This is a genomic window from Paraburkholderia sp. RL18-101-BIB-B, assembly GCF_046026985.1.
Taxonomy (GTDB): Bacteria; Pseudomonadota; Gammaproteobacteria; order Burkholderiales; family Burkholderiaceae; genus Paraburkholderia.
Genome location: NZ_JARESV010000043.1, coordinates 23,876 through 47,712 on the forward strand (window position 1 = coordinate 23,876; position 23,837 = coordinate 47,712).

At 63.6% G+C, this 23,837-nt stretch carries 24 protein-coding genes and 1 other RNA gene; 12 read left to right on the forward strand and 13 right to left on the reverse strand.

Annotated elements, in window-relative coordinates; genetic code table 11:
- Positions 1 to 3 precede the first annotated feature (3 nt).
- Together P0D73_RS36250 and rnpB are read left to right on the forward strand one after the other, a co-directional pair.
- Complete coding sequence (locus P0D73_RS36250) at positions 4 to 831, forward strand: DUF3025 domain-containing protein (RefSeq protein ID WP_408181125.1); 828 nt, start codon at positions 4 to 6, stop codon at positions 829 to 831.
- A 96-nt stretch (positions 832 to 927) separates the two neighbouring features.
- Positions 928 to 1,341, forward strand: an RNA gene (gene rnpB / locus P0D73_RS36255) — RNase P RNA component class A.
- Between the two features lie 109 nt (positions 1,342 to 1,450).
- Here rnpB and P0D73_RS36260 read toward each other — a convergent pair.
- On the reverse strand, positions 1,451 to 1,873 hold the full coding sequence (locus P0D73_RS36260; protein ID WP_408434994.1) for an OsmC family protein: 423 nt from the start codon (positions 1,871 to 1,873) through the stop codon (positions 1,451 to 1,453).
- A gap of 647 nt (positions 1,874 to 2,520) precedes the next feature.
- Here P0D73_RS36260 and rplM point away from each other — a divergent pair.
- From rplM to erpA, 3 genes are all read left to right on the forward strand, one after another.
- Positions 2,521 to 2,949 carry a 50S ribosomal protein L13 gene (gene rplM, locus P0D73_RS36265; protein WP_020069304.1) on the forward strand — a complete coding sequence of 143 codons (429 nt, stop codon included), beginning with the start codon at positions 2,521 to 2,523 and terminating at the stop codon, positions 2,947 to 2,949.
- A gap of 11 nt (positions 2,950 to 2,960) precedes the next feature.
- Positions 2,961 to 3,353 (forward strand): 30S ribosomal protein S9, encoded by a 393-nt coding sequence (gene rpsI, locus P0D73_RS36270; protein WP_011489810.1) that lies wholly within the window; start codon positions 2,961 to 2,963, stop codon positions 3,351 to 3,353.
- A gap of 278 nt (positions 3,354 to 3,631) precedes the next feature.
- Positions 3,632 to 3,997, forward strand: a complete 366-nt coding sequence (gene erpA / locus P0D73_RS36275; protein ID WP_007180424.1) for an iron-sulfur cluster insertion protein ErpA — start codon at positions 3,632 to 3,634, stop codon at positions 3,995 to 3,997.
- Positions 3,998 to 4,078: 81 nt separating this feature from the next.
- Here the strand turns inward: erpA and P0D73_RS36280 are convergent, their stop codons facing one another.
- Positions 4,079 to 5,209 (reverse strand): anhydro-N-acetylmuramic acid kinase, encoded by a 1,131-nt coding sequence (locus P0D73_RS36280; protein ID WP_408434996.1) that lies wholly within the window; start codon positions 5,207 to 5,209, stop codon positions 4,079 to 4,081.
- Between the two features lie 207 nt (positions 5,210 to 5,416).
- Here P0D73_RS36280 and tyrS point away from each other — a divergent pair, with 207 nt between their 5' ends.
- The 3 genes from tyrS to P0D73_RS36295 all read left to right on the forward strand — a co-directional run bounded on the left by tyrS (position 5,417) and on the right by P0D73_RS36295 (position 7,927).
- On the forward strand, positions 5,417 to 6,661 hold the full coding sequence (tyrS, locus tag P0D73_RS36285) for a tyrosine--tRNA ligase (RefSeq protein ID WP_408181122.1): 1,245 nt from the start codon (positions 5,417 to 5,419) through the stop codon (positions 6,659 to 6,661).
- A gap of 31 nt (positions 6,662 to 6,692) precedes the next feature.
- A complete protein-coding gene (gene dtd, locus P0D73_RS36290; protein ID WP_134457836.1) occupies positions 6,693 to 7,151 on the forward strand; it encodes a D-aminoacyl-tRNA deacylase in 459 nt (152 codons plus the stop codon).
- 104 nt (positions 7,152 to 7,255) lie between these two features.
- Entirely contained in the window at positions 7,256 to 7,927 is a 672-nt protein-coding gene (locus P0D73_RS36295; RefSeq protein WP_408181120.1) for a histidine phosphatase family protein, read from the forward strand.
- 368 nt (positions 7,928 to 8,295) lie between these two features.
- On the opposite strand, the gene P0D73_RS36300 is transcribed toward P0D73_RS36295, so the two are convergent.
- The 3 genes from P0D73_RS36300 to ruvA all read right to left on the reverse strand — a co-directional run bounded on the left by P0D73_RS36300 (position 8,296) and on the right by ruvA (position 11,033).
- The gene (locus P0D73_RS36300; RefSeq protein WP_408434999.1) at positions 8,296 to 9,237 is read right to left on the reverse strand and encodes an oxygenase MpaB family protein; all 942 of its coding nucleotides are present in this window, start codon (positions 9,235 to 9,237) and stop codon (positions 8,296 to 8,298) included.
- 31 nt (positions 9,238 to 9,268) lie between these two features.
- Positions 9,269 to 10,333, reverse strand: coding sequence for a Holliday junction branch migration DNA helicase RuvB (gene ruvB / locus P0D73_RS36305; RefSeq protein WP_132373133.1), 1,065 nt, complete (start codon positions 10,331 to 10,333; stop codon positions 9,269 to 9,271).
- A gap of 118 nt (positions 10,334 to 10,451) precedes the next feature.
- A complete protein-coding gene (gene ruvA, locus P0D73_RS36310) occupies positions 10,452 to 11,033 on the reverse strand; it encodes a Holliday junction branch migration protein RuvA (RefSeq protein WP_007180436.1) in 582 nt (193 codons plus the stop codon).
- A gap of 160 nt (positions 11,034 to 11,193) precedes the next feature.
- On the opposite strand from ruvA, the gene P0D73_RS36315 reads away from it, so the two are divergent.
- Entirely contained in the window at positions 11,194 to 11,826 is a 633-nt protein-coding gene (locus tag P0D73_RS36315) for a LysE family translocator (protein WP_408435001.1), read from the forward strand.
- A 160-nt stretch (positions 11,827 to 11,986) separates the two neighbouring features.
- On the opposite strand, the gene ruvC is transcribed toward P0D73_RS36315, so the two are convergent.
- Positions 11,987 to 12,529: a crossover junction endodeoxyribonuclease RuvC gene (gene ruvC / locus P0D73_RS36320; RefSeq protein WP_132373137.1), complete on the reverse strand. Its 543-nt coding sequence runs from the start codon at positions 12,527 to 12,529 to the stop codon at positions 11,987 to 11,989.
- A gap of 128 nt (positions 12,530 to 12,657) precedes the next feature.
- On the opposite strand from ruvC, the gene P0D73_RS36325 reads away from it, so the two are divergent.
- Complete coding sequence (locus P0D73_RS36325; RefSeq protein WP_132373139.1) at positions 12,658 to 12,897, forward strand: hypothetical protein; 240 nt, start codon at positions 12,658 to 12,660, stop codon at positions 12,895 to 12,897.
- 212 nt (positions 12,898 to 13,109) lie between these two features.
- Here the strand turns inward: P0D73_RS36325 and purH are convergent, their stop codons facing one another.
- The 5 genes from purH to P0D73_RS36350 form a co-directional block, all read right to left on the reverse strand.
- On the reverse strand, positions 13,110 to 14,675 hold the full coding sequence (gene purH, locus P0D73_RS36330) for a bifunctional phosphoribosylaminoimidazolecarboxamide formyltransferase/IMP cyclohydrolase (RefSeq protein WP_408435003.1): 1,566 nt from the start codon (positions 14,673 to 14,675) through the stop codon (positions 13,110 to 13,112).
- 65 nt (positions 14,676 to 14,740) lie between these two features.
- A complete protein-coding gene (locus tag P0D73_RS36335) occupies positions 14,741 to 14,974 on the reverse strand; it encodes a Fis family transcriptional regulator (RefSeq protein ID WP_007180440.1) in 234 nt (77 codons plus the stop codon).
- The gene (gene dusB, locus P0D73_RS36340) at positions 14,971 to 16,035 is read right to left on the reverse strand and encodes a tRNA dihydrouridine synthase DusB (protein WP_408435006.1); all 1,065 of its coding nucleotides are present in this window, start codon (positions 16,033 to 16,035) and stop codon (positions 14,971 to 14,973) included. The genes P0D73_RS36335 and dusB overlap by 4 nt, the downstream gene beginning before the upstream one ends.
- A 239-nt stretch (positions 16,036 to 16,274) precedes the next feature.
- Complete coding sequence (locus tag P0D73_RS36345; RefSeq protein WP_408435008.1) at positions 16,275 to 17,663, reverse strand: UbiH/UbiF/VisC/COQ6 family ubiquinone biosynthesis hydroxylase; 1,389 nt, start codon at positions 17,661 to 17,663, stop codon at positions 16,275 to 16,277.
- Between the two features lie 21 nt (positions 17,664 to 17,684).
- Complete coding sequence (locus P0D73_RS36350) at positions 17,685 to 19,091, reverse strand: aminopeptidase P N-terminal domain-containing protein (protein WP_408435010.1); 1,407 nt, start codon at positions 19,089 to 19,091, stop codon at positions 17,685 to 17,687.
- Positions 19,092 to 19,294: 203 nt separating this feature from the next.
- On the opposite strand from P0D73_RS36350, the gene P0D73_RS36355 reads away from it, so the two are divergent.
- Both P0D73_RS36355 and loiP read left to right on the forward strand, forming a co-directional pair.
- Positions 19,295 to 19,909 carry a glutathione S-transferase C-terminal domain-containing protein gene (locus P0D73_RS36355; protein ID WP_132373149.1) on the forward strand — a complete coding sequence of 205 codons (615 nt, stop codon included), beginning with the start codon at positions 19,295 to 19,297 and terminating at the stop codon, positions 19,907 to 19,909.
- 300 nt (positions 19,910 to 20,209) lie between these two features.
- Positions 20,210 to 20,968 (forward strand): metalloprotease LoiP, encoded by a 759-nt coding sequence (gene loiP, locus P0D73_RS36360; protein WP_408435012.1) that lies wholly within the window; start codon positions 20,210 to 20,212, stop codon positions 20,966 to 20,968.
- 136 nt (positions 20,969 to 21,104) lie between these two features.
- Here the strand turns inward: loiP and lnt are convergent, their stop codons facing one another.
- Together lnt and P0D73_RS36370 are read right to left on the reverse strand one after the other, a co-directional pair.
- Positions 21,105 to 22,814 (reverse strand): apolipoprotein N-acyltransferase, encoded by a 1,710-nt coding sequence (gene lnt / locus P0D73_RS36365; protein WP_408435014.1) that lies wholly within the window; start codon positions 22,812 to 22,814, stop codon positions 21,105 to 21,107.
- 82 nt (positions 22,815 to 22,896) lie between these two features.
- Positions 22,897 to 23,790 carry a CorC family transporter gene (locus tag P0D73_RS36370; protein ID WP_091799238.1) on the reverse strand — a complete coding sequence of 298 codons (894 nt, stop codon included), beginning with the start codon at positions 23,788 to 23,790 and terminating at the stop codon, positions 22,897 to 22,899.
- Positions 23,791 to 23,837: the final 47 nt, after the last annotated feature.

Genomic DNA, 23,837 nt, shown 5'->3' on the forward strand with positions numbered 1-23,837 from the left:
AAGATGCAGGCGTATGAGGCGGAGCTGCCGGGCTTCGCTGCAATCGACTGGTCGAAGCCGTGGTTCGCGCCGTTCGCCCAACGCGGCAAGCGCTGGCAGCAAGCTGCGCTGACGAGCTATGAGGCGTTGCTCGCCGCAATGAACGCCGACGCCGGCGAGATGCGGCAGATCACCGGCCGCGGCCAGCGCCTTGCGTTCATCGCGCAGGACGATCTGCCGCCCGGCGCGGCGTACGAAGCGCATATCGCGTCGACCGGCTGCGTGCCGACGCGCCACAATCTGCACGACTTCTTCAATGCATCGATGTGGTTCGCCTTTCCACGCATCAAGGCGGCGTTGAACGCGCGGCAGTCGGCCGCCATTGATGTGTTGGGCATCGGTCCGACCCGCGGCGGCGTGCGCGATACGCTGACCTTGTTCGACGAGAACGCGCTGCTGTTCCCTTGCGCGGATCCCGCTTTGAGCGCGGCTTTGCGTGGCTTCGACTGGCACGCGCTGCTGGTGGCTCGGCGCGAAGCATGGGGCGCGAGTTGTGAGGTGCGCTGCTTCGGTCATGCGTTGATGGAAAAGCTGATCGCGCCGTTCAAGGCCTGCACGGGGCACGCGTGGATCGTCGATGTGCCCGCCGCGTATTTTGAGTGGGACGCTGTGAAGCGGGATGCGTGGCTGGACGAATCCGTCGCCGCCGCGCTGCTCAACACCGATGCGCTGACGAGCCGCATGTTCGCGCCGTTGCCCGTGCTGGGCATTCCGGGTTGGTGGCAGGAGAACGACTCGCCCGCGTTTTACGACGACACTTCCGTGTTTCGCACAGGACGGCGCGCGCGTTGAGCGCGCTGAGCTGCGTTCCAAGATCCCTTGGTCGTTCGGCTATTTGAACGGTAGATCCGGCTTGCAGCGCCCGCAGGTGTTAAAATCCGCACCAGCAAAGCGGGCCAGGCAGTCGCGGCCTTTGCGGCTTCGGCCAAAGAGGGCGAGGAAAGTCCGGACTCCACAGGGCAGGGTGATGGCTAACGGCCATCCGTGGCAACACGCGGAACAGGGCAACAGAAAGCAAACCGCCGATGGCCCGGCGCAAGCCGGGATCAGGTAAGGGTGAAACGGTGCGGTAAGAGCGCACCGCGGCTGCTGCGAGGCAGACCGGCACGGTAACCTCCACCCGGAGCAATTCCAAGTAGGCAGGCTAGCATCTTCGAGATGCAGGACGGGGCCCCTGTCACGTCTGCGGGTAGGAAGCTTGAGCGCGTCAGCAATGGCGCGCCTAGAGGAATGGCTGCCACGCGCGTCGCGTCTTCGGACGTTGCGCGTGCACAGAATCCGGCTTATCGGCTTGCTTTGCCACCCAACAAAAAATGCCGGCGTCCAGATGGACGCCGGCATTTTCTTTTTGTGCGTGACGCGCGCGCTGTGGCTAGCTCGGGCTCGCGCCGCAGCACGCGCAAGGCCGCGTTCAGCCCGCGACGATGTCGAACGAGTGCGTCAGCTCAGCCGTCTTGGCGATCATGATCGACGCCGAGCAGTATTTGTCGTGTGACAGGTTGATCGCGCGTTCCACGGTGGCCGGGTTCAGATTCTTGCCCGTCACGGTGAAGTGAAAGTGGATCTTGGTGAACACTTTCGGATCTTCGCTGGCGCGTTCGGCCTTCAGCATCACCGAGCAATCGCTGATTTCCTGACGGCTTTTCTTCAGGATCATCACGACGTCGTAGGCGGTGCAGCCGCCCGTGCCGAGCAAAACCATTTCCATCGGACGCGGCGCGAGGTTGCGGCCGCCGCCTTCAGGCGCGCCGTCCATTGCCACCAGATGGCCGCTGCCCGTCTCGGCTGCGAACGCCATCCCGTCTTGCCCCATCCAGCTCACTTTGCATTCCATGCTGTGCTCCACCGCGCTTTGCCATATCGAGACGGCATTGTAGCCCGGTGTTTGAGTGTCCGCCCGAGGCGACTTTTGCCGCAAGTTATGCGTGATGTCGGCTTGCGTGTTGCGCTGCGGCATGTTCAGCCGATTCGGGAATGCCCTGACGGATTTAGGGGTTTTACTCTAGATGATGTCTTGGCATGCTGCCGTTCCTGCAAGCTTTAGCCATTGATTAAAAAGGATATTTTACATTTCAAGGTCGATAAGTGCGGTTGCCACATTATGAAATCGCATTTCGCAATGCAAATGTTCTTGCGTCGCACAAGGTGGACTCATATAATCCGTTTTGTCTCCTCCACCTCCTCCTTTGGTGGATTAAACCCGAACCGCTCGTTCGGGTTTTTTTTCGCCCGCGCTCCGTCGGCGCCCGGCCGATTCACGTGCGAAAGACCGCCAGATCACGCTCCCGACTGCCGGATTGCCGCGAAATCTCGCGCAGCTCCCGTACGTTTTGACTTGCCGTAGCAAATTCCTTTATAATTCAGGGCTTTTCCGCATCCGCGCCCGCGGAGGAAGAACCAGGGAGAGCCTGCACGCGCCTCGATGCGCACACTACAAGCAGGAAAAAACACATTGGGCGCAGCAATTTTTTTGGATCGATCATGAAGACGTTTTCCGCAAAAGCCCATGAGGTTACGCGTGAATGGTACGTGATTGACGCGACGGATAAGGTTCTCGGGCGTGTCGCCAGCGAAGTGGCACACCGTCTTCGCGGCAAGCACAAGCCTGAATTCACTCCGCACGTCGACACCGGTGATTTCATCATCGTTATCAACGCCGGCAAGCTGAAGGTCACGGGCAACAAGGCTACTGACAAGAAGTACTATCGCCACTCGGGCTACCCGGGCGGTATCTATGAAACGACGTTCGGCAAGATGCAAGAACGCTTCCCGGGCCGTGCGCTCGAGAAAGCGGTCAAGGGCATGCTGCCGAAGGGCCCGCTCGGCTACGCGATGATCAAGAAGCTGAAGGTCTACGCTGAAGCAACGCATCCGCATTCGGCGCAACAGCCGAAAGCGCTCGAGATCTAAGGGGAGCCCACATGATCGGTAACTGGAATTACGGCACGGGCCGCCGCAAGAGCGCCGTCGCACGCGTCTTCATCAAGGCAGGCAAGGGCGATATCGTTGTGAACGGTAAGCCTATCGCCGATTACTTCTCGCGCGAAACGTCGCTGATGATCGTGCGTCAGCCGCTGGAACTCACGAACCACGGCGTCACGTTCGACATCAAAGTCAACGTGACGGGTGGCGGTGAAACGGGTCAAGCCGGTGCGGTTCGCCACGGCATCACCCGCGCGCTGATGGACTACGACGCAACGCTGAAGCCGGAACTGTCGAAGGCTGGCTTCGTTACGCGTGACGCTCGTGAAGTCGAACGTAAGAAGGTCGGCTTCCACAAGGCACGTCGCAGGAAGCAATTCTCGAAGCGTTAATCGCTTCGGGTGCGAGCCGGCTTTCGGGCCGGAGCGCTGCAAAGGCCGCCAACGCTTTCGCGAAGGCGGCTTTTTTCATGGGTTCGCGCCTCGGTGCGGTTCAGTGTTGCCGCAACGAACTCGTCGTCAAAGCGGCGAGATATCCCGCTCAGCCGGGCTGGTGGCGGCAGAACGCGCCGTCCATCGATTTTCAGGAAGAACCCATTGATTTTGTGGGCTTCAGCACGATATCGAGATCAGCCCTACAATAGCGGTTAGAAGCTTTTTGGAGAGTTCGAATGAACGCAGTCACCGATACACCCGTGACCGAGATGCCCGCCCCCTTCGTTTTTACCGACGCAGCGGCTGACAAGGTCAAGCAACTGATCGAAGAAGAAGGCAATGCGGACCTCAAACTGCGCGTTTTCGTGCAGGGCGGCGGCTGCTCGGGCTTTCAGTACGGTTTTACCTTCGACGAAGCCGTCAACGAAGACGACACCGTCATGAACAAGAGCGGCGTCCAGCTGCTGATCGATTCGATGAGCTACCAGTATCTGGTGGGCGCTGAGATCGATTACAAGGACGACATCAACGGCGCGCAGTTCGTCATCAAGAACCCGAATGCTACGACCACCTGTGGTTGCGGCTCGTCGTTCTCGGTGTGATGGCCGGTTGAGCGAAAGCATGTGAGAAACGGGGCTTCGGCCCCGTTTTTTATTGCCTGCGCCTTGGATCTCCCAAGGTGATCAGCGTGGATAGATCGCCCCGAGTACGCGCTCGGCCGACGCGCCCGTCACGGCCGGCAGATTGCCCGGCAGACGCGCCACGCAGCGCATTGCAAGCCAGGCGAACGCCAGCGGCTCGACCTGACTCGGCGGCACGCCGAGCGCATCGGTCGTCATCACGGGAACGCCGCTGACGCCGCTGTCCTCCAGCGCCTGCTGCAGCGCCTTCAGAATCTCCGGATTACGCGCGCCGCCGCCGCAGACATACACCGCTCTCGCATCCGACGCGTGCCGCTCGATTTCGCGCGCTACCGTCACTGCGGTGAGCGCGACCAGCGTCGCTTGCACGTCGGCGGGGTCGAGCCCGGCGAACGGCTGTAGCTTCGCGTCGAGCCATTCCGCATTGAACAGGTCGCGGCCAGTGCTCTTCGGCGGCTGTTGGGCGAAAAAGGGCTCATCGAGCAAGGCGTTCAGCAGCGTGCGATCCACCTGGCCGCGCGCCGCGAAATGGCCGTTCTCGTCGAAGGGTTTGCCGAGACGGCGCTGCGCCCATTCGTCGAGGAGCGCGTTGGCCGGCCCGCAGTCGAAGCCGCGCACGCTGCCGGTCGCGTTCAGGATCGTGATATTGCTGATCCCGCCGAGATTGCAGACCACCCGCGTTTCGTTCTTCGCGCCGAACACCGTGGCGTGAAAAGCCGGCACGAGCGGTGCGCCCTGGCCGCCGGCCGCGACGTCGCGGCTGCGGAAATCGGCAATCACGTCGATATGCATCATTTCCGCGAGCAGCGCCGGGTTGTTGATCTGCCGCGTATAACCCTTTTCCGGCCGATGTCGCACCGTCTGCCCATGCACGCCGATCGCACGCACTTCAGCGGCGGGCACGCGGCTGCCGTGCAGCAGTTCGTGGCAGCACACCGCGTAACGCGTGGCGAGCGCGTTGGCGGCCAGCGCCTCGCGCTCGATCTCGTTGTCGCCGGGCTGCTGGAGCGCGAACAATGCGTCGCGCAGGCCCGCGGCAAAGCCGACAAACGCCTCGGCCAGCACTACCGGTGGCTTCCCTTGCGCGAACTTGACGGCCACGCCATCCACGCCGTCCATACTGGTGCCGGACATCAATCCAAAGTAGACGCCGTCTGCGGGGTCTTGCGCCACGTTGCTGCTCCTCTCGATGGTTCGTTGCGATCCGTTGTAGCAGATTATCGGGCGAAGCGCGGTCGAATATAAAGCGTCGCGACGCCGGCGGCGGGCCGCCGAACGCGGAAAATCGCGCGTCGGCGGGGCGCTTGCGGCTGCGTCAGTGGGCGCGGCGGCGCGCATCTATGGGACAATCTCCTTTTTTCGCGACTTCACGTTTCCAGCATGAGCACCGAGTCCACTAAGCCCAGCCCCGCCTTCCCGATCACCGACGAAGTCCGTCACGCCCTCGCGGTCACCAAACGCGGTGTCGACGAACTGCTGATCGAAGACGAATTCGCGCAAAAACTCGCGAGGAGCGCGGCGACTGGCAAGCCGCTGCGCATCAAGCTCGGGCTCGATCCGACCGCGCCGGATATCCACATCGGCCATACGGTCGTGTTGAACAAGATGCGCCAGTTGCAGGATCTCGGCCATACCGTGATCTTTTTGATCGGCGATTTCACGTCGCTGATCGGCGATCCGTCGGGCCGTAACGCCACCCGGCCGCCGCTCACGCGCGAACAGATCGAATCGAACGCGAAGACGTATTTCGAGCAGGCCGCGCTCGTGCTCGATCGCGACAAGACCGAGATCCGCTACAACAGCGAATGGTCGATGCCGCTCGGCGCCGACGGCATGATCAAGCTCGCGTCGCGCTACACGGTGGCGCGGATTCTCGAGCGCGAAGATTTCACCAAGCGTTTTCAGGGCGGCGTGCCGATCTCGATTCACGAGTTCCTGTACCCGCTGATGCAGGGCTACGACTCGGTCGCGCTGAACGCGGACCTCGAACTCGGCGGTACGGACCAGAAGTTCAACCTGCTGGTGGGCCGCGAACTGCAGAAGCAATACGGCCAGGAACAGCAGTGCATTTTGACGATGCCGCTGCTCGAAGGGCTGGACGGCGTCGAGAAGATGTCGAAGTCGAAGAACAACTACATCGGCATCAGCGAAAAGCCGACCGACATGTTCGGCAAGCTGATGAGCATTTCCGACGTGCTGATGTGGCGTTACTTCGAACTGCTGTCGTTCCGTCCGATGGACGAAATCGCGGGCTTCAAGAAGGAAATCGAAGCGGGCCGCAATCCGCGCGATTTCAAGGTGATGCTCGGCCAGGAAATCGTCGCGCGCTTCCACTCGCAAGCCGATGCCGAGCGCGCGCTGGATGACTTCAACCATCGCGCGAAGGGCGGCGTGCCGGACGATATCCCGGCTGTGACGCTTGCGGGTGCACCGCTCGCGATCGGCCAGTTGCTCAAGCAGGCCAATCTCGTGCCGTCGACCAGCGAAGCGCTGCGCAACATCGAGCAGGGCGGCGTGAAGATCGATGGCGCGACCGTGGCCGACAAGGGCCTGAAAATCGACGCCGGCGAATACGTCGTGCAGGTCGGCAAGCGCCGTTTTGCGCGCGTCACGTTGACGGCCTGATGCGCCGCACGTCGCAACCGGAGTCACGCCGATGATCGCGCTGATCCAGCGCGTGCGGCGCGCGGAAGTGCGCGTGGCGGACCGCGTGACCGGCGCGATCGAAGCGGGCCTGCTCGCGCTCGTCTGCGCCGAACGCGGCGACACCGAGGCGGCTGCCGACCGGTTGCTCGCCAAGGTGCTCGGCTATCGCGTCTTCAGCGATGCCGCCGGCAAGATGAATCTCTCCGTGCAAAATCTCGACGGCGCCGGCCGCGCGGGCGGTTTGCTGCTCGTGTCGCAGTTCACGCTGGCCGCGGACACCAACAGCGGCCTGCGTCCGAGCTTTACGCCGGCCGCGCCGCCCGATGAAGGCAAGCGCCTCTTCGATTACTTCGTCGCGGCCGCGCGGGCGAAGCATCCGATCGTCGAGACCGGCGAATTTGGCGCGGACATGCAGGTGTCGCTCGTCAACGACGGGCCGGTCACGTTCTGGCTGCAAACGAACGCCTGAATTTTGTCCTTCAATGCGCGCCGTGGTGCGCGCATCCATCCTCCAGCCGCTTTTGCGACAATAGCGGCTCGGCATAACCGGCTAATGGCGCCCACTTTCATTCCATGACGACGCAGATTCTGTTCATCCGACACGGCGAGACCGACTGGAACCGCATCAAGCGCATTCAAGGTCACATCGACATTCCGCTCGCCACGACAGGGCTGGCGCAAGCGCAGCGCCTTGCGCGCCGCATGGCCGACGAGGCGAAGCAGGGCGCACGGCTCGACGCGATCTATTCGAGCGATCTGCAACGCGCGCAGCAAACCGCCCAGCCGATCGCCGATGCGCTCGGCTTGCCGCTGCAGTTGCGCGAAGGTCTGCGAGAGCGTTCATACGGAGCGTTCCAGGGCCACGACAGCGACGAGATCGCCCTGCGTTTCCCCGACGAATACGCGCACTGGCAAACGCGTGACGCGGGCTTCGCGCCGCCGGAGGGCGAGTCGCAACGCACGCTCTACCATCGCGTGCTGCACGCGATCGAACCGCTGGTCGCCGCGCATCCCGGTGGACGGATTGCGTGCGTCGCGCACGGCGGCGTGCTTGATTGCGTGCGACGTTTTGCTTGCGGTCTGTCGCTCGACGCGCCGCGTGACTATCCGCTGCTGAACACGAGCGTGAACACGGTGGATTTCGACAATGGCAAGGCGACGATCGTGTCGTGGGCGGATGTTTCGCATCTCGATGCGCCGAGTGCGGATGATAGTTTCAAGAAGGTGCCGGAGCCGGGGCGTTGATTGGCGCGAGCCGACTACGGGCGTGAACACGCTAGATGCCGATAGTGGCAAAGCGACGTTCGTATTGTGGGCGAACGTCTCGCACCTAGACGCGGCGGGTGCCGCCGACAGTTTCAAGACGGTGCCGGAGCCGGGTCGTTGGTTGACGCGGACCGATAATGCGGCGCGAGTTTGAGCGGTTGACTCGGACCCTTCGCCCGCGTTCCGCACATTCGCGCCGCCGGCGTTTGGCGTGACAGTTTGTGTACGAGCCCTGAGCGGTTCGCGTACCTGACGACTGACGCGGCGGTTTGCACGCATACTCGCGCGGCTCGAATAACTGACGTTTGATTGGGCGGCTTGCGCGCGTACGAGCGCCGTCGCTCGCGTTACTCCGGCTCGCGTACACCCGCAGCCACACGGCGCCGGGCCCGTTTCGACACACCATTCACCAGCGCCCAACGAATGACAGGCGCCACCAACCGCACACCCGGCCTCGCCATCGCACGGCGAAGCGCCGCGTAGCGCTGAAATCCCAACATCGCCTGTGCCCAATCGGGCAGCAGATCGACACCTGCGTTGAACATCAACACGCCGGCCGGTCGCATCGAAACGCTCGGGGCGGGCGCTGTCATCAGAACCCTCACGACTTCGCGCGTGCGTTCGCTGGCCACAAGCCCGGGCTTCATCGCGAGCAGGTAAGCGTCGATCTCGGCTCGCGAGCGCGGAATGTCCGACGCGCCGAGCATCTCGGCAATGCGCGCGGTCTCCGCGAAATACTGATCCTGCGCGGCAACGGGCAGCGACGGATTCACATAGCGCAAGTGCGCGGTCATGAAGCTCGACACTTCGGCGACATGCACCCACGTCAACAGCGCGGGTTCGCTTGCGCGATAGGGCTGGCCGTCAGGCGCGACGCCGCTGACACCGAGATGAATGCGCTTCACACGTTCGACCAGCGCTAGCGCGTCGTGCCGGCTGCCGTACGTCGTGCCCGCGATGAAAGTCGCGGTGCGGCGCAGGCGGCCGAGAATGTCGGTGCGAAACGTCGAATGGTCCCACACGCCGGCGAGCGCCAGCGGATGCAACGCTTGCAGCAATAGCGCGCTGATGCCGCCCGTCATCATCGACGTGAAATCGGCGTGGACTTTCCAGCACACCGAGTCCGGCCCGAACAGGCCGGGGTCGCCCGGAGGCGACAAGTAGTCGAGCGTGGGACCGCTGCCGCTTGTCAGATGCGTGACCCCGGCGGCCAGCTTTGAGCGAAGCCTGCGGGTGAGAAGCTGCAAGAGACTGCTGGAAGAGTTGGGTTGCCTGGTTTGGTCGGACATCCTGATTCGGTCTCGCGCGACGTGGTTCGGATCAGGTCGCGGCCGAATCCCACAGACCGGGCAGGCCGCTCGACGAGTCGGGCGCGGCGAGGCCGAAATGCCGGTAAGTCAGCATCGTGGCGACGCGGCCGCGCGGCGTGCGTTGCAGGAAGCCTTGCTGGATCAAATAAGGCTCAAGCACGTCTTCAATCGTGTCGCGTTCTTCGCCGATCGCCGCGGCCAGATTGTCGACGCCGACCGGGCCGCCGTCGAACTTGTGCAGGATCGCTTCGAGCAGCTTGCGGTCCATCAGGTCGAAGCCGACCGCATCCACGTCGAGCATCTTGAGCGCGGCGTCGGCCACTTGCGCGGTGATGTTGCCGTCGGCCTTCACTTCGGCGAAGTCGCGCACGCGCCGCAGCAAGCGGTTCGCGATCCGCGGCGTGCCGCGCGCGCGCTTGGCGATCTCGAACGCGCCGTCCGGATGGATCTGCGCATGGAGCAGCGACGCCGAACGCGTGACGATGCGCGCCAGTTCCTCGGCGTTATAAAACTCGAGCCGCGCCACGATGCCGAAGCGGTCGCGCAACGGGTTGGTCAGCATGCCCGCGCGCGTGGTTGCGCCGACCAGCGTGAACGGTTGCAGGTCCAGCTTCACGCTACGCGCGGCCGGACCTTCGCCGATCATGATGTCGATCTGATAATCCTCCAACGCCGGGTACAGAATTTCTTCGACTACCGGCGAGAGCCGGTGGATTTCGTCGATGAACAGCACGTCGTTGGCTTCGAGATTGGTGAGCAGCGCGGCGAGGTCGCCGGCGCGCTCGAGCACCGGTCCGGACGTTTGCCGCAGATTGACACCCATTTCCCGCGCGATGATGTGCGCGAGCGTGGTCTTGCCGAGGCCCGGCGGGCCGAACAGCAAGACATGGTCGAGCGATTCGGAACGGCGCTTGGCGGCCTCGATAAAGATTTCCAGCTGGCCGCGCACTTTTTCCTGCCCGACATATTCTTCGAGCTGGCGCGGACGCAACGCGCGCTCGAACGCTTCTTCGTTCGGCGAGACGGGCGTGGCCGCGATGATGCGCTCGGCGGCGAGTTTGTCGGTTTCGATCATGCGTTCATTGTACCGCGAGCCGCCCGCCGCGAAACTCGGCCGAATGGCCAGGGTGCGCGGCTCGCAGCCGTGTGCGAAGCTTCAGCCATCGCATGCACGTCGAAACGAGGGGTGAGCGTCAGCCCTTGGACAGCGCCTTCAACGCGAGCTTGATGCCCTCGGAAACGCCGGTTCCGGCCGGCACGTTTTTGACGGCGGCCAACGCTTCTTTTTCGGAGTAACCCAATGCGAGCAGTGCGTTCAGGATGTCGGAGGCGTGGTCGGATGCCGACGCCGCGCCCGCCATCGCGCCCAGATCGGCGCCGATCTTGCCCTTCAGTTCGAGGAGCAGGCGCTCCGCCGTCTTCTTGCCGATGCCCGGCACGCGCGTCAAACGCGCCGCGTCCTGCATCGTGACGGTCTGCGCGAGTTCGTGCACGCTCATGCCCGACAGCACCGCCAACGCCATGCGCGCGCCGATGCCGGAAATTTTCAGCAGTTCGCGGAAGGTCGAGCGTTCCTCGGCGGTGCCGAAGCCGTATAGCAGGTGCGCGTCTTCACGCACGATCATCTGCGTGAGCAACACGACGCGTTCGCCGGTGGAGGGCAGGTTGTAGAACGTGCTCATCGGCACATCGACTTCGTACCCGACGCCGTTGCAGTCGACGAGCAGATGCGGTGGGTTTTTTTCCAGCAGAACGCCGGCAATGCGACCGATCATGGCGAATTCAATCCTGAGAGAAAGGGCGAGTGTAGCGCAGCAAATGAGTGACGAGTGGCCCGCGAGTTACGCGTAATCGCGGTTGACCCGCGCGAGGCCGCCCCATAGACTGAGATCCCTTTTGGCGGGTTCTCATCCCACTCACCCAGAAGGAGCTTTCATGCTGAGCCTCACCACTCTCGCGCTGTTTGCCGGCGCGTGTCTTGCGTTGACCGCCATGCCCGGCCCCGACATGTTGCTGATTGCCTCGCGCAGTGTGAGCCAGGGGCGTTCCGCGGGCTTTGCGTCGCTGGCGGGCATTCTGGTCGGCACGTATTGTCATGCGTTGGCCGCGGCGTTCGGGTTGTCGCAACTCTTTCTGGCCGTGCCCATGGCATACGATGTGGTGCGTTTCGCCGGCGCCGCGTATCTGCTCTATCTCGCCTGGAAAACATTCCGCGCGCAGGGCACGGTGCTCGCGCCGAATGCGTCGATGAGCCGTTATCCGGTTGGCCGCATTTTCCGCCAGGGCCTCTTCACCAATCTGCTGAATCCGAAAGTCGCGCTGTTCGTGCTCGCGCTGTTTCCGCAATTCGTGCGGCCCGAAGTCGGGTCGGTCGCCTTCCAGATCATGGTGCTGGCCACCGTGCTGAACCTGATCGGCTTCTGCGTGAATGGCGCGGTGATCCTGATGGCGAGCAAGCTGAGCCGCAAGCTATCGGCGGGGCAGCGGCCGTCGCGGCTGCCGCAGTATCTGCTGGGGACGGTGTTCGCGGGATTGGCCTGCCGGCTTGCGCTTGCTGGTCGAAATTGATCGGGGCGGCTGCGCCGTTGCGTACCAGCTTGCGTGAGCCGTGAGCCACGAACCACGAACCACGAACCACGAACCACGAACCACGAACCACGAGTCGCGAGCCATGAGGCATGACACGCACGCGCGGCACAAAGGCGGCCAACGGGCCGCGTTTGCCACGCTATCCGACCAACCGTCCTCGCCTCACGCGTAGCCCCTTCTTCGCCAGCGAAGGCGCGATGCCGCCCAACGTACTCAGCGTCGTGCCGCCGTGCGCGTGGCAGATCGCCATGCCGAGCGCGTCGGCGGCGTCGGTGCTGGGTACGCCGGAGAGATTGAGCAGGCGCACCACCATCTGCTGCATCTGCTCCTTGGTTGCGCGACCGTAACCCACCACGGCCTGCTTCAATTGCAGGGCCGTATATTCGGCGACCGGCACGCCGCCCGCGACCAGTCCGCAAATTGCCGCCCCGCGTGCCTGGCCGAGCAGCAAGGTGGATTGTGGGTTGACGTTGACGAACACTTTTTCAATCGCCGACTGATCCGGCGAATGCTGGCGGATCAATGTGGAGATGCCTTCGAAGATGGTGCCGAGGCGCGACGGCAGATCGGCGTCGGCGGTCTTGATGACGCCGCTCGCGACATAGCTGAGCGTGTGACCGCTTTGGTCGATCACGCCGAAGCCGGTCACACGCAGGCCGGGGTCGATGCCGAGAATTCTCATGAGGTGCCGCAAATGCGGTAAAAACCAGGTGCTTGCGATACTACAACACACGCGCCGCGTGGCGGTCGGCGCGCAGCGCTGTCGGCGGAATAAAAACTGCTGCGTGTGCTGCAAGGAGGCAAGCACACATGGAGCGCTATCGGAATCTCAGCGGCGACTCAGGCGTCGAGGCTTATGAAATCGGCGACGATTTTGTCGCGGTCCGCTTCAGGCACGGCGTGGTGTATTGGTACACCGAGGCGAGCGTCGGCGCACGGCATGTCGCCGCGCTCAAGCGTCTTGCGCGACGCGGGCAGGGACTCAGTACTTATATCAGCCAGCACGCGGACGTGAGCGGTGGCTACGCGAGAAAGGAACCGGACGACTGAGCGGCGCGAAAAGCGTGGCGTGGGCACGGCACAACCGGCACAAGCTGCACAACTGGCACGAACGGCACGAACGGCACACGCGGAACAAGCGCGACACCAAAGAAAACGGCCCGACGGAAAATTCCGCCGGGCCGTTTCTGTAAAGCTCAAATCTCACCAGCAGCCCGGTTTCACCAGGAAACAGACGCCGCTATTGAAACCCAAACCCCAACTCAATGCCGGAAGTGCCGCACCCCAGTCAGCACCATCGCGATATTGTGCTCATCCGCCGCGCTGACCACTTCATCATCGCGCATCGAACCGCCCGGCTGAATCACGCAGGTCGCGCCTGCCGCCACCACCACGTCGAGGCCGTCGCGGAACGGGAAGAACGCATCCGACGCCACCGCCGAACCGGCCAGCGTCAAACCGGCGTTCTGCGCCTTGATGCTGGCGATGCGCGCCGAGTCCACGCGACTCATCTGACCCGCGCCTACGCCGAGCGTCATGCCGTTGCCGCAGAACACGATGGCGTTCGACTTCACGTACTTCGCCACGCGCCACGCGAACAGCAGATCGTTCATTTCCTTCGGCGTCGGATGACGCTTCGTGACCACGCGCAATTCGCGCGGCTGCACGTTCTTCGAGTCGAGCGACTGCACCAGCAGGCCGCCGCCCACGCGCTTCAGATCAAACGCGTTGTGGCCTTCGCCCAGCGCGATTTCCAGCAGACGCACATTCTGCTTCGCCGCGAACACCTTGCGCGCTTCGGCGCTGAACGACGGCGCGATCAGCACTTCAACGAACTGCTTGGCCACGGCTTGCGCCGCTGCTTCGTCCACTTCGCGGTTGAACGCGATGATGCCGCCGAACGCCGAGGTCGGGTCGGTCTGGAACGCCTTCGCGTACGCTTCGTTGACGTCCGCCCCGACTGCCACGCCGCACGGATTCGCGTGCTTGACGATCACGCAGGCCGGCACGTCGAAGGTTTTCACGCATTCCCACGCCGCATCGGAATCCGCGATGTTGTTGTACGACAGTTCCTTGCCTTGCAACTGGTTGTAGTTCGCCAGAGCGCCGGCCGGCACGCTCAGATCGCGGTAGAACGCGGCGCTCTGATGCGGGTTTTCGCCGTAGCGCAGATCCTGCACCTTGTCGAACGCGAGGTTGAACGTCGCCGGATAAGCGTTGCGCGACGCGTGCTGCAGTTCGTCGGTCAGGCTCGTCAGGTAGTTCGTGATCGCGCCGTCGTATTGCGCAGTGTGCGCGAACACCTTGGTGGCGAGGCGGAAGTTCGTCTTGTACGACACGGCATTGCTGTGCGCGCGCATCTCGTCGAGCACGACCGCGTAGTCGGCCGGATCGACCACCACCGTCACGTCGCGATGATTCTTCGCGGCCGAACGCAGCATGGTCGGCCCGCCGATGTCGATGTTCTCGATCGCGTCTTCCAGCGAGCATTCTTCCTTCGACACGGTCTGCACGAACGGGTACAGATTCACGACCAGCAGATCGATGGTCGGAATGTCGTGCTTTTCAAGCGCCGCCATATGTTCCGGCAGGTCGCGGCGCGCGAGGATGCCGCCGTGCACCTTCGGATGCAGCGTTTTCACGCGCCCGTCCAGCATTTCCGGGAAGCCCGTGTAATCGGCGACTTCGGTGACGGAGAGACCCGCGTCCGCGAGCAGTTTCGCGGTGCCGCCGGTCGACAGGATCTTGACGCCGAGGTCCGACAGCGACTTGGCGAAGTCGACGATGCCGGACTTGTCGGAAACGGAGATGAGCGCTTGCTTGATCATGATGAAGACGAAAAGCCGAAGGGAAACGTGGCAGGGCGCGAGAAACTACAACGAATTACAACGGGCTACAGCAAACCGTGCTGTTGCAGCTTCTTGCGCAGCGTATTGCGGTTGATGCCGAGATACTCGGCGGCCAGCGACTGATTGCCGCCGGCCTGCTCGAGCACCACTTCGAGCAGAGGTTTTTCTACGCAGGAAATCACCATGTCGTAGACGTCGTGCGGATTGGAGCCGTCGAGATCCTGGAAATACATCCCCAGGCTGTCGCGGACAGATTGTTCGATATTGTTCTTGCTCATGCTGCTAGTCGGTCGGTATGGTCCGGCTCGCCGTTATTGTTGAGCGTTTCGTCGACGTAGACGAGGCGGTCGGAGATCGCCTTTTGTGCGTCGAAGAACTCGTTGACGGCGAGGAGTTGTTCGCGCGTGGTGTCCAGCGTATTCATGCGATGCCGGAACACGTTGGCGCCAGAAAGGCCGCGAGTGTACCAGCCGATGTGCTTACGCGCAGTGCGGACACCCGTAAATTCGCCGTAGAAAGCGTAGTGGTCTTCCAGATGCTCGTTCATCACCTGCTGGATTTCGTCGATGCGCGGCGGCGGCAGCAACTCGCCCGTTTGCAGGAAATGCTCGATCTCGCGGAACAGCCACGGGCGCCCCTGCGCCGCGCGGCCGATCATGATGGCGTCGGCGCCGGTGGCGGCCAACACCTCGCGTGCTTTTTGCGGCGAGGTGATGTCGCCGTTGGCGACCACCGGAATGCGCACCGCCGCTTTCACCGCGGCGATGGTCTCGTATTCGGCGTCGCCGTGATACAGGTCGGCGCGCGTGCGGCCGTGCACGGTCAGCATCGAAATGCCGGCCAATTCGGCCAGACGCGCGACGTTCAGCGCATTCTTGTTCTCGCGATCCCAGCCCGTGCGGATCTTCAGCGTGACGGGCACCGCGTCGGGCCCGACGCCGACCGCGCCCACCACCGCCTCGACGATGCGCTGCACCAGTGGCTCGTTCTGCAACAGGGCTGAACCCGCCGCCACGTTGCACACCTTCTTGGCCGGGCAGCCCATGTTGATGTCGATGATCTGCGCGCCGTTCGCCACGTTGTAGCGGGCCGCTTCGGCCATCATGGCCGGATCGGCGCCGGCGATCTGCACGGCGATCGGCTCGACCTCGCCCGCGTGATTGGCGCGGCGCATGGTCTTCTCGCTTTTCCACAACTGCGCGTTCGAAGCGACCATTTCCGACACCGCATAGCCCGCGCCCAGCCGTTTGCACAGTTGCCGGAACGGCCGGTCGGTCACGCCGGCCATGGGCGCGACGAACAGGTTATTACGCAGATTGTGGGAGCCGAGAGTAGGCATAACGTGAGACGCGGTGGACGCGCGCGCGGCCGATTGGTCAATTTCTGTCAATCGGAGCGTTGGCGAAATGCGAGAGAAAACCGCTATTTTAGCGTTAACGGATAGCCGGCACCCGACATGTGCCTGTCGTAACCCATTAAATCTTCTATGAAAGTGCGCCGATTCATAGAACCGGCGCTGCTCGCGAGGCACCTTCCGCGTGAGGCAAAAAGTCCGTGCGGCGCGAGCGGGCGGCGCGCCTAGCGGCGCTGTCCGAACATCATTTGCCGTGCCAGCGCGGTTTTCACGGGCGGCAGGAATTCGAGCGCGGTGAGGGCGAGGCCGCGCATGATCGCGAGCGGCGCGAAGTCGATGGTGAAAAGGCGCGCGAGCGTGTCGGTGGCGCCGATCGTCATGCGCCGGTCGAGTGCGCGGCGTTGCGCGAAAGTGGCCAGCGCGAGCGGGGTCGGACCTTCCGCCGACAAGGCGTCGGCGAGCGCGTGGGCGTCGCGCAGACCCAGGTTCAGGCCCTGACCCGCCACCGGATGCAGCGTCTGCGCCGCGTTGCCGATCGCGACGACGTGGCCATTCACCAGCGTTTCCACGGCGTTCAGTCCCAACGGGAACGACGCGCGTCCCTTGATGTGCGTAAAGCGGCCCATGCGGTCGCCGAACGCGGCGCCGAGTTCGCGCAGGAAGTCTTCGTCGGAAAGTTGCGCGCGGCGCGCGGCTTCCTCGGGCGCGCAGCACCAGACCAGCGCGTAGTCGGCGCCGCGCACGCCGCCCATCGGCAGCAACGCGATCGGACCTTGCGACGTGAAGCGCTCCCACGCCACGTGCGGTTGCGGTGCGGATACAGTCACCGTGCCGACGAGTGCGGTCTGTCCATAGTCGCGCGTGCCGGTTTCGGCGACGCCTCTGCCAGCACGCCGTGCGGCGTCGCCGTCCCGGCCGGCTTGCCGATCGGCGCTTTTCGCCGCGCTGTCGGCGGCTTGGCTGTGGGCGTTGTCGGCGCCGTGGCCGACTTGTTTGTCCGCACTCGTGCTGGCGACTTTGACGGCGCGTTTGCCCGCCACTCGACCTGACGACTTCTGATCACCGAACAAACCGCCTTCGGCATTCACCAGAATGCGTGTGCGCAACTGACGCGTGACGCCCGCGGTTTCGATCGGCAGTGTGACGCCGTCGAGTTCCTGTGTCGGCGCCGCGGCGGACGTAGAGCGGAACCAGTGCACGGAGGTCGCGTGCACCGCCTCGGCGAGCCCATGCACGATCGAGCCGTAGCGCAGCACGTAGCCGAGCGCCGGCAATCCGTGCTCGCCGTGATCGATCAGCGTGCGGCCGAAGTGGCCGCGCTGCGAGACGTGAATGCGGTGGATCGCGGTGGCGTCGGCAGGCCAGCGCAGCGGTTCCAGGATCATCCGGCTGCCGTGCGACACGGCGATGGCGCGCGGATCGGCGATCGAATCTTCCGGCTCGCGCGCGTCGACGAGCGCGATCTTCAGCGCCCGCGTCGCGCTGCGGCGCGCCAGCCAGCCGGCCAGCGCCAGCCCGACCGGACCGGCGCCGACGATCGTCACGTCGAAATCGAAGGGTTGGCCGGCCTTGGCGGGCTTCAGGATCACCGTCGACTGGGAAACGTCGTTCATTACGTGTTACTTCCTTGCGAGTTACTTCGCTGCTTCGTGGGCCGCGCGGGCTTCCTGCATCAGCGCCTCGATCTCGTCGGCGGCGACCGGCACGTCGCGCGTCATCAGTTCGCAACCGGTCGGCGTGACAATCGCGTCGTCCTCGATGCGGATGCCGATGTTCCAGTAGCGCTCGGGCACGCCTTCGGTCGGCCGGATATACAGGCCGGGCTCGATGGTCAGTGTCATCGACGCCTGCAGCGTGCGCCACGGCAGCGCGCCCGCTTCGTCGCGCGGCGCGCCGCGTTCGCGGTAGTCGCCGACGTCGTGCACGTCCATGCCGAGCCAGTGGCCCGTGCGGTGCATATAGAAGGGCGCGTAGGCGCGCTCGGCGATTACGTCGTCGACCGAGGCGAACTTTGCGCGCTCGATGATGCCGGTGTCGAGCAAGCCCTGCGACAGCACGCGCACGGCGGCCTGGTGCGGGTCGTCGAAGGTGGCGCCGGCGCGGGTGGCGTCGATCGCGGCCTGCTGCGCGGCCAGCACGATGTCGTACAGCTCGCGCTGCGCCGGCGTGAAGCGGCCGCTCGCGGGGAAGGTGCGGGTGATGTCGGAGGCGTAGCCGTCGAGTTCGCAGGCCGCGTCGATCAGGATCAGGTCGCCGTCCTGAGCAATCGCGTTGCCGGCCGGGTAGTGCAGCACGCAGGCGTTCGCGCCGGCCGCGACGATCGACGTGTAAGCCGGCGCCTGCGCGCCGAACTTGCGGAATGTGTAGAGCAGTTCGGCTTCGAATTCGTACTCGCGCACGCCCGGACGGCAAGCGGCCATGGCGCGGCGATGCGCCTGGGCGGAAATCTGCCCGGCCCGGCGCATGATGGCGAGTTCGTGATCGTCCTTGATGAGCCGCATCTCGTCGAGCAACGGGATGAGATCGCACGCGGCCGCGGGCGCGGCGACACCGCCGCGGCTTTGCGCCCGCACCGCGTCGAGCCAGCCGCGCACCCGTTCGTCCAGTTGCGCCGAGGCGCCGAGCGCGTAATGCAGCGACGGCTTGTCGGCGAGCAAACGCGGCAGTTGCGTGTCGATTTCGCCGATGGCGAACGCGGCGTCGAACCCGAAGGCCGCGCGCGCGCCGTCCGGGCCGAAGCGGAAACCTTCCCACGTCTCGCGCTCGACGTTTTTCTCGCGGCAGAACAGCACCGAAGCCGGCTCGCCGGGCGCGGCGCTGGCGTCGAGCACCAGGAGTGCTTCAGGCTCGGTGAAACCGGTCAGGTAGTAAAAGTAGCTGTCGTGCCGGTAGGGATAGTCCGCGTCCCGGTTGCGCAACGCCTCCGGCGCGGTGGGGACGATGGCGACGCCGCCACCCGCTGCCCGCAGCGCGGCGAGTACGCGCTCACGGCGCGTGCGGTAGACGTCGATGGCGATGGTGGGTTCGGTCAGCTGGTTCATCGTGAGATTGTAGCGCCCATGCGCGGAGTTATTTTGCGCGGGATACTGGCGAAAGTGGCGGCAGACACGCGCGCGGCGCTGTTGCAATCCGTCCACAGCGAGTCCCCGTGCGGCTCGCGAAGCGTCGGCGTGACGCTTCTGAGCGCTCGTGAACGGCGCCAAGCACTTATACTTTCGCCGGATTCAGGAAAAGGCAGACGGTAATGATGAAACTCATCGGTTCGCTCGCCAGTCCCTTCGTGCGTAAAGCGCGAATCGTGCTGGCCGACAAGAAGATCGACTACGAACTGGTGCCCGAGAATGTCTGGGCGCCGGACACCCGTATTCACACCTTCAATCCGCTCGGCAAAGTGCCGTGCCTCGTAATGGAAGATGGCGAAGCGGTGTTCGACTCGCGGGTGATCTGTGAATACGTGGATACGCTGTCGCCGGTCGGCAAGCTGATTCCGCAGTCGGGACGCGAGCGCGTCGAGGTGCGCTGCTGGGAAGCGCTCGCCGACGGCGTGCTGGACGCGGCGGTGCTGATTCGCCTCGAAGGCACGCAGCGCGCGCCGGAGCAACGCGTGGACGCGTGGGTCGCGCGTCAGCAGCGCAAGATCGACGAAGCCCTGATCGCAATGGCGCAGGGATTGGGCAGCAAGCCGTGGTGCGCGGGCAATCACTACACGCTCGCGGATATCGCGATGGGTTGCGCATTGGGTTATCTGGATTTCCGCATGCCGGAATTGAACTGGCGCGAACCGTATCCGAATCTGGACAAACATTTCCAGAAGCTCTCACTGCGTCAGTCGTTCATCGATACGATGCCGGCCGACTGAATAAGCGGCTAATTGGCCGCGAGGTGATGATGTTTTGAATAGCGTGGTCAGTAATATCGGGCGGTTTGCAAAATTGTGTCATTAAAGCTTCCAGAAACATGAATTAAAGCTTACGTTGTGGTAAAAATGCGCCTGCCCGTCAGGCGCATTTTTTTGTCTGTCGCGTGGCGCAAATGTGTTCATGCAGGTTTATGCAATTTACATATCCGGCTTCTTTTGCCGACGGTATGAAACCGTTGCGAACGGGTGGTGCATTAAAAGCGCGCCGCTGAATTAATAACATCGCAGAGAGACTTCCACATGAAATCGTACCGCTTTGCCATTGCCGCTTCCGCCTGTGCTTTATTTGCGGCATGCTCGAATGTCAGCAACGTCGATCCGTCGGCGTTGATCAAGTCCGGCCAGATGGCCACTCAGGCTGCCACGCTGAGCGACGCCGACGTGCGCGCCCTGACCGACAAGTCGTGCGCGCAGCTGGACAGTGAAAACAAGATTGCCGCCGCGAACAGCAAGTACCAGAAGCGCCTGAACAAGATCGCCGCGCAACTGGGTGACAACATCAACGGCACGCCGGTGAATTACAAGGTGTACATGACCAAGGACGTCAACGCGTGGGCCATGGCCAACGGCTGCGTGCGCGTCTACAGCGGTCTGATGGACATGATGAACGACAACGAAGTGCGCGGCGTGGTCGGTCATGAAATGGGCCACGTGGCGCTCGGCCACACGAAGAAGGCGATGCAGGTCGCGTATGCGACTTCGGCGGCGCGTTCGGTGGCGTCGTCAGCCGGTGGCGTGGCGGGCGCGCTGTCCGGTTCGCAGCTCGGTGATTTTTCGGAGAAGCTGATTAACGCGCAATTCTCGCAAACGCAGGAAAGCGCAGCCGACGATTATTCGTTCGACCTGCAGAAAAAGAAGAATCTCGATCCGTCGGGATTGGTGACGGCATTCAACAAGCTCTCGGCATTGGATGGTGGTAAATCGAGCATGTTGAGTTCGCATCCGGCGTCGCCGGCGCGTGCGCAGCATATTCAGCAGCGTATTGCTTCGAACCAGTAAAGTTTGATAGGTACTAAAACGCGCGCTCGCCGTAATCCGCGGCGCGCGGTTTTTATTGCGGCGTTTTTTGTTGACTCGATTCACGCGCGCCGCTTTTCATATTGGCGACGCGCGATCGAGGCGGTTTAATCGCGGCTCATTGCTTGCCGTTGCGGCGCCGCGTAATGCCGGGGCCGAACGCAAAGCCGAACGCCAGCAGCAGCAAGGAAACCGCCAGCACGGTGTTATTGCCGCTCGTGATGTAAGGCGTCCTGCCCGCGGTGCCTTGCACGGTGACGTCGAGCGAGCCGATCGTGTACGGAGTGAGGCGTCCGAGCACCTTGCCGTTCGCATCGATCGCGGCCGTCATGCCGGTGTTGGTCGCGCGCAGCATCGGACGGCCGGTTTCCAGCGAACGCATGCGCGCGATCTGCAGATGCTGGTCGAGCGCAATCGTGTCGCCGAACCAGGCCAGATTGGTCGAATTGATCAGCACGCCGGCCGGCGTATCGCTTTCGCGGATGGTCCGCGCAATTTCTTCGCCGAAAATGTCCTCGTAGCAGATGTCCACGGCGACCGGCTGGTTATGCACGATGAACGGCTTCTGCACCGGCGCGCCACGGAAGAAATCGCCGAGCGGAATGCTCATCAGGTTGACGAACCAGCGGAAGCCCCACGGCACGAATTCGCCGAACGGCACGAGATGGTGTTTGTCGTAGCGGTACACATCGCGCGTGCCGGGCGTGACGCCGAACAGGCTGTTCGTATAGTCGATCACCTGGCCTTCCGGCGTGATGGTGCCCCCGATCGCGCCGAACAGGATCGCGCTGCCCGTCGAGTCCGAGAAGCTGCGCACCGCCGAGGCGAAGGGCGCCGGCAATTGCTGCGCAAGCACCGGTATGGCGGTTTCCGGCGTGACGATCAGATCGGCCGGCTTCGAGGTGATCATTTGCTGATACTGATCGATCGCGGCGCGCATGCCGGATTCCTCGAACTTCATTTCCTGTTTGACGTTCCCTTGCAGCAGGCGCACGGTCAGCGGCGCGTTGGCCGGCACGGTCCATTGCACGAGCGGCAGCAGCAGGCCGGCTGCGATCAGCGCCAGCGCGATCGCGCCCGGCACGACGACGCGTGCCACTCCGGGTTTCGCCCCGTTGCCGTTGCGGCTGGCATCGGCGCTCTGGTCAGGTTTGTGCGAGGACAGCAACGGCAGCACCGCTTGCACAACCAGCGCGGCCACCAGCGCCAACATCCAGCCGACGCCGTACACGCCCGCCACCGGCGCAAAACCGGCGAACGGGCCGTCCACTTGAGCGTAACCGCTCGCAAGCCACGGGAAGCCCGTGAACACCGTGCCGCGCAACCATTCGCCGATCGCCCACGCGCTCGCGAACGCCAGCGCGCCATGCCAGGTCGGCGAAAACGGCGTGTCGTCGGCGGCGGCGCCGTTGCGCGCGTGACCCGCGCAGAACGACCAGACGCCCGCCGCCAGCGCCGGATAAACCGCCAGATACAGCGAGAACAGCACGACGGCCGCGGCGGCGAGCGGCGCGGCCATGCCGCCGTAGAAATGCATGCTGACGTAGAGCCACCACACGCCGGTCACGAAATTGCCGAAGCCGAACGCGCCGCCCGTCAGCGCCGCGCTCTTCCAGCCGGTGGAGCGCGTGAGCCAGGCGAAAAAGAACGCGAAGATCGCGAGTTCGAGCCAGCCGCCGTGCGGCGTCGGCGCGAACGAGAGCGTATTGGCCGCGCCCGCGGCCAGCGCGACGAGATAATGCCAGCGAGGCAGCGTGCGGCCGCGGGTTTGCTCGGCGGCAGAAGCGTTCACGCCGCGGCGCGAACGGGAAGTCATCGGGTCGGCCATTGTTGCGCGGTCGGCGTGAGAGGTTGAAAAGCGGGTTGAAAAGCCAGTTGAAGAAGCGAAGAAAGCACCGGCCGGGACCGGTTCAGGTCTGCACGTGCTGCGCTTCGCGCTCACGCTGGCCGGCGAGCGGATCGCGGCGCACCAGCAGCATGTGAATCTGGCGGGCGTCGCCGCGCAGGATCTCGAAGATCAGATCGTCGAGGCGGACTTTTTCGCCACGATGCGGCACCCGTCCGAAGTGATGCGTGACGAGTCCGCCGATCGTGTCGACTTCATCGTCCGAGTAGTGGGTGCCGAAGGCCTCGTTGAACTGTTCGATTTCGGTCAGCGCGCGCACGCGGAAGCGTCCGTCGGGCGAGGCGATGATGTTGCCGCTTTCCTCGTCGAAATCGTATTCGTCTTCGATATCGCCGACGATCTGTTCCAGCACGTCTTCGATCGTGATCAGGCCGGCCACGCCGCCATATTCGTCGACCACCACCGCGAGGTGATTGCGATTCACACGGAAGTCGTGCAGCAGCACGTTCAGGCGCTTCGATTCGGGGATGAACACCGCGGGGCGCAACATGCCGCGCACGTCGAACTCTTCTTCGGCGTAGTAGCGCAGCAGATCTTTGGCCAACAGCACGCCGATGATGTTGTCGCGATTGCCCTCGTAGACCGGATAGCGCGAGTGCGCTTTTTCCAGCACGTAAGGGATGAATTCGGCGGGATTGTCGGCGATGTTGATCGCGTCCATTTGCGCACGCGGCACCATGATGTCGCGCGCGCTCAGTTCGGACACCTGGAATACGCCTTCGATCATCGACAGCGAGTCGGCGTCGATCAGGTTGCGCTCGTGCGCGTCCTGCAGAATTTCCAGAAGTTCGGCGCGCGAGTCGGGCTCAGGCGAGATGAAGTCGGTCAGACGCTCGAGGAGTGAGCGTTTTTCCTGCGGTTTGTCGGTTTGGCGTCGACTGGGATACGTGTCGTTCATGGTAGTGCGCCCGGCAAGACTGGGCGCGCTGTTGCAGAGCATTAAGG

Excerpts from the sequence above, each read along its gene's own strand:
- P0D73_RS36250 (WP_408181125.1), top strand. The coding sequence starts at position 4 with ATGCAGGCGTATGAGGCGGAGCTGCCGGGCTTCGCTGCAATCGACTGG.
- P0D73_RS36260 (WP_408434994.1), bottom strand. The coding sequence starts at position 1,873 with ATGGAATGCAAAGTGAGCTGGATGGGGCAAGACGGGATGGCGTTCGCA.
- rplM (WP_020069304.1), top strand. The coding sequence starts at position 2,521 with ATGAAGACGTTTTCCGCAAAAGCCCATGAGGTTACGCGTGAATGGTAC.
- rpsI (WP_011489810.1), top strand. The coding sequence starts at position 2,961 with ATGATCGGTAACTGGAATTACGGCACGGGCCGCCGCAAGAGCGCCGTC.
- erpA (WP_007180424.1), top strand. The coding sequence starts at position 3,632 with ATGAACGCAGTCACCGATACACCCGTGACCGAGATGCCCGCCCCCTTC.
- tyrS (WP_408181122.1), top strand. The coding sequence starts at position 5,417 with ATGAGCACCGAGTCCACTAAGCCCAGCCCCGCCTTCCCGATCACCGAC.
- dtd (WP_134457836.1), top strand. The coding sequence starts at position 6,693 with ATGATCGCGCTGATCCAGCGCGTGCGGCGCGCGGAAGTGCGCGTGGCG.
- P0D73_RS36295 (WP_408181120.1), top strand. The coding sequence starts at position 7,256 with ATGACGACGCAGATTCTGTTCATCCGACACGGCGAGACCGACTGGAAC.
- P0D73_RS36300 (WP_408434999.1), bottom strand. The coding sequence starts at position 9,237 with ATGTCCGACCAAACCAGGCAACCCAACTCTTCCAGCAGTCTCTTGCAG.
- ruvB (WP_132373133.1), bottom strand. The coding sequence starts at position 10,333 with ATGATCGAAACCGACAAACTCGCCGCCGAGCGCATCATCGCGGCCACG.
- ruvA (WP_007180436.1), bottom strand. The coding sequence starts at position 11,033 with ATGATCGGTCGCATTGCCGGCGTTCTGCTGGAAAAAAACCCACCGCAT.
- P0D73_RS36315 (WP_408435001.1), top strand. The coding sequence starts at position 11,194 with ATGCTGAGCCTCACCACTCTCGCGCTGTTTGCCGGCGCGTGTCTTGCG.
- ruvC (WP_132373137.1), bottom strand. The coding sequence starts at position 12,529 with ATGAGAATTCTCGGCATCGACCCCGGCCTGCGTGTGACCGGCTTCGGC.
- P0D73_RS36325 (WP_132373139.1), top strand. The coding sequence starts at position 12,658 with ATGGAGCGCTATCGGAATCTCAGCGGCGACTCAGGCGTCGAGGCTTAT.
- purH (WP_408435003.1), bottom strand. The coding sequence starts at position 14,675 with ATGATCAAGCAAGCGCTCATCTCCGTTTCCGACAAGTCCGGCATCGTC.
- P0D73_RS36335 (WP_007180440.1), bottom strand. The coding sequence starts at position 14,974 with ATGAGCAAGAACAATATCGAACAATCTGTCCGCGACAGCCTGGGGATG.
- dusB (WP_408435006.1), bottom strand. The coding sequence starts at position 16,035 with ATGCCTACTCTCGGCTCCCACAATCTGCGTAATAACCTGTTCGTCGCG.
- P0D73_RS36345 (WP_408435008.1), bottom strand. The coding sequence starts at position 17,663 with ATGAACGACGTTTCCCAGTCGACGGTGATCCTGAAGCCCGCCAAGGCC.
- P0D73_RS36350 (WP_408435010.1), bottom strand. The coding sequence starts at position 19,091 with ATGAACCAGCTGACCGAACCCACCATCGCCATCGACGTCTACCGCACG.
- P0D73_RS36355 (WP_132373149.1), top strand. The coding sequence starts at position 19,295 with ATGATGAAACTCATCGGTTCGCTCGCCAGTCCCTTCGTGCGTAAAGCG.
- loiP (WP_408435012.1), top strand. The coding sequence starts at position 20,210 with ATGAAATCGTACCGCTTTGCCATTGCCGCTTCCGCCTGTGCTTTATTT.
- lnt (WP_408435014.1), bottom strand. The coding sequence starts at position 22,814 with ATGGCCGACCCGATGACTTCCCGTTCGCGCCGCGGCGTGAACGCTTCT.
- P0D73_RS36370 (WP_091799238.1), bottom strand. The coding sequence starts at position 23,790 with ATGAACGACACGTATCCCAGTCGACGCCAAACCGACAAACCGCAGGAA.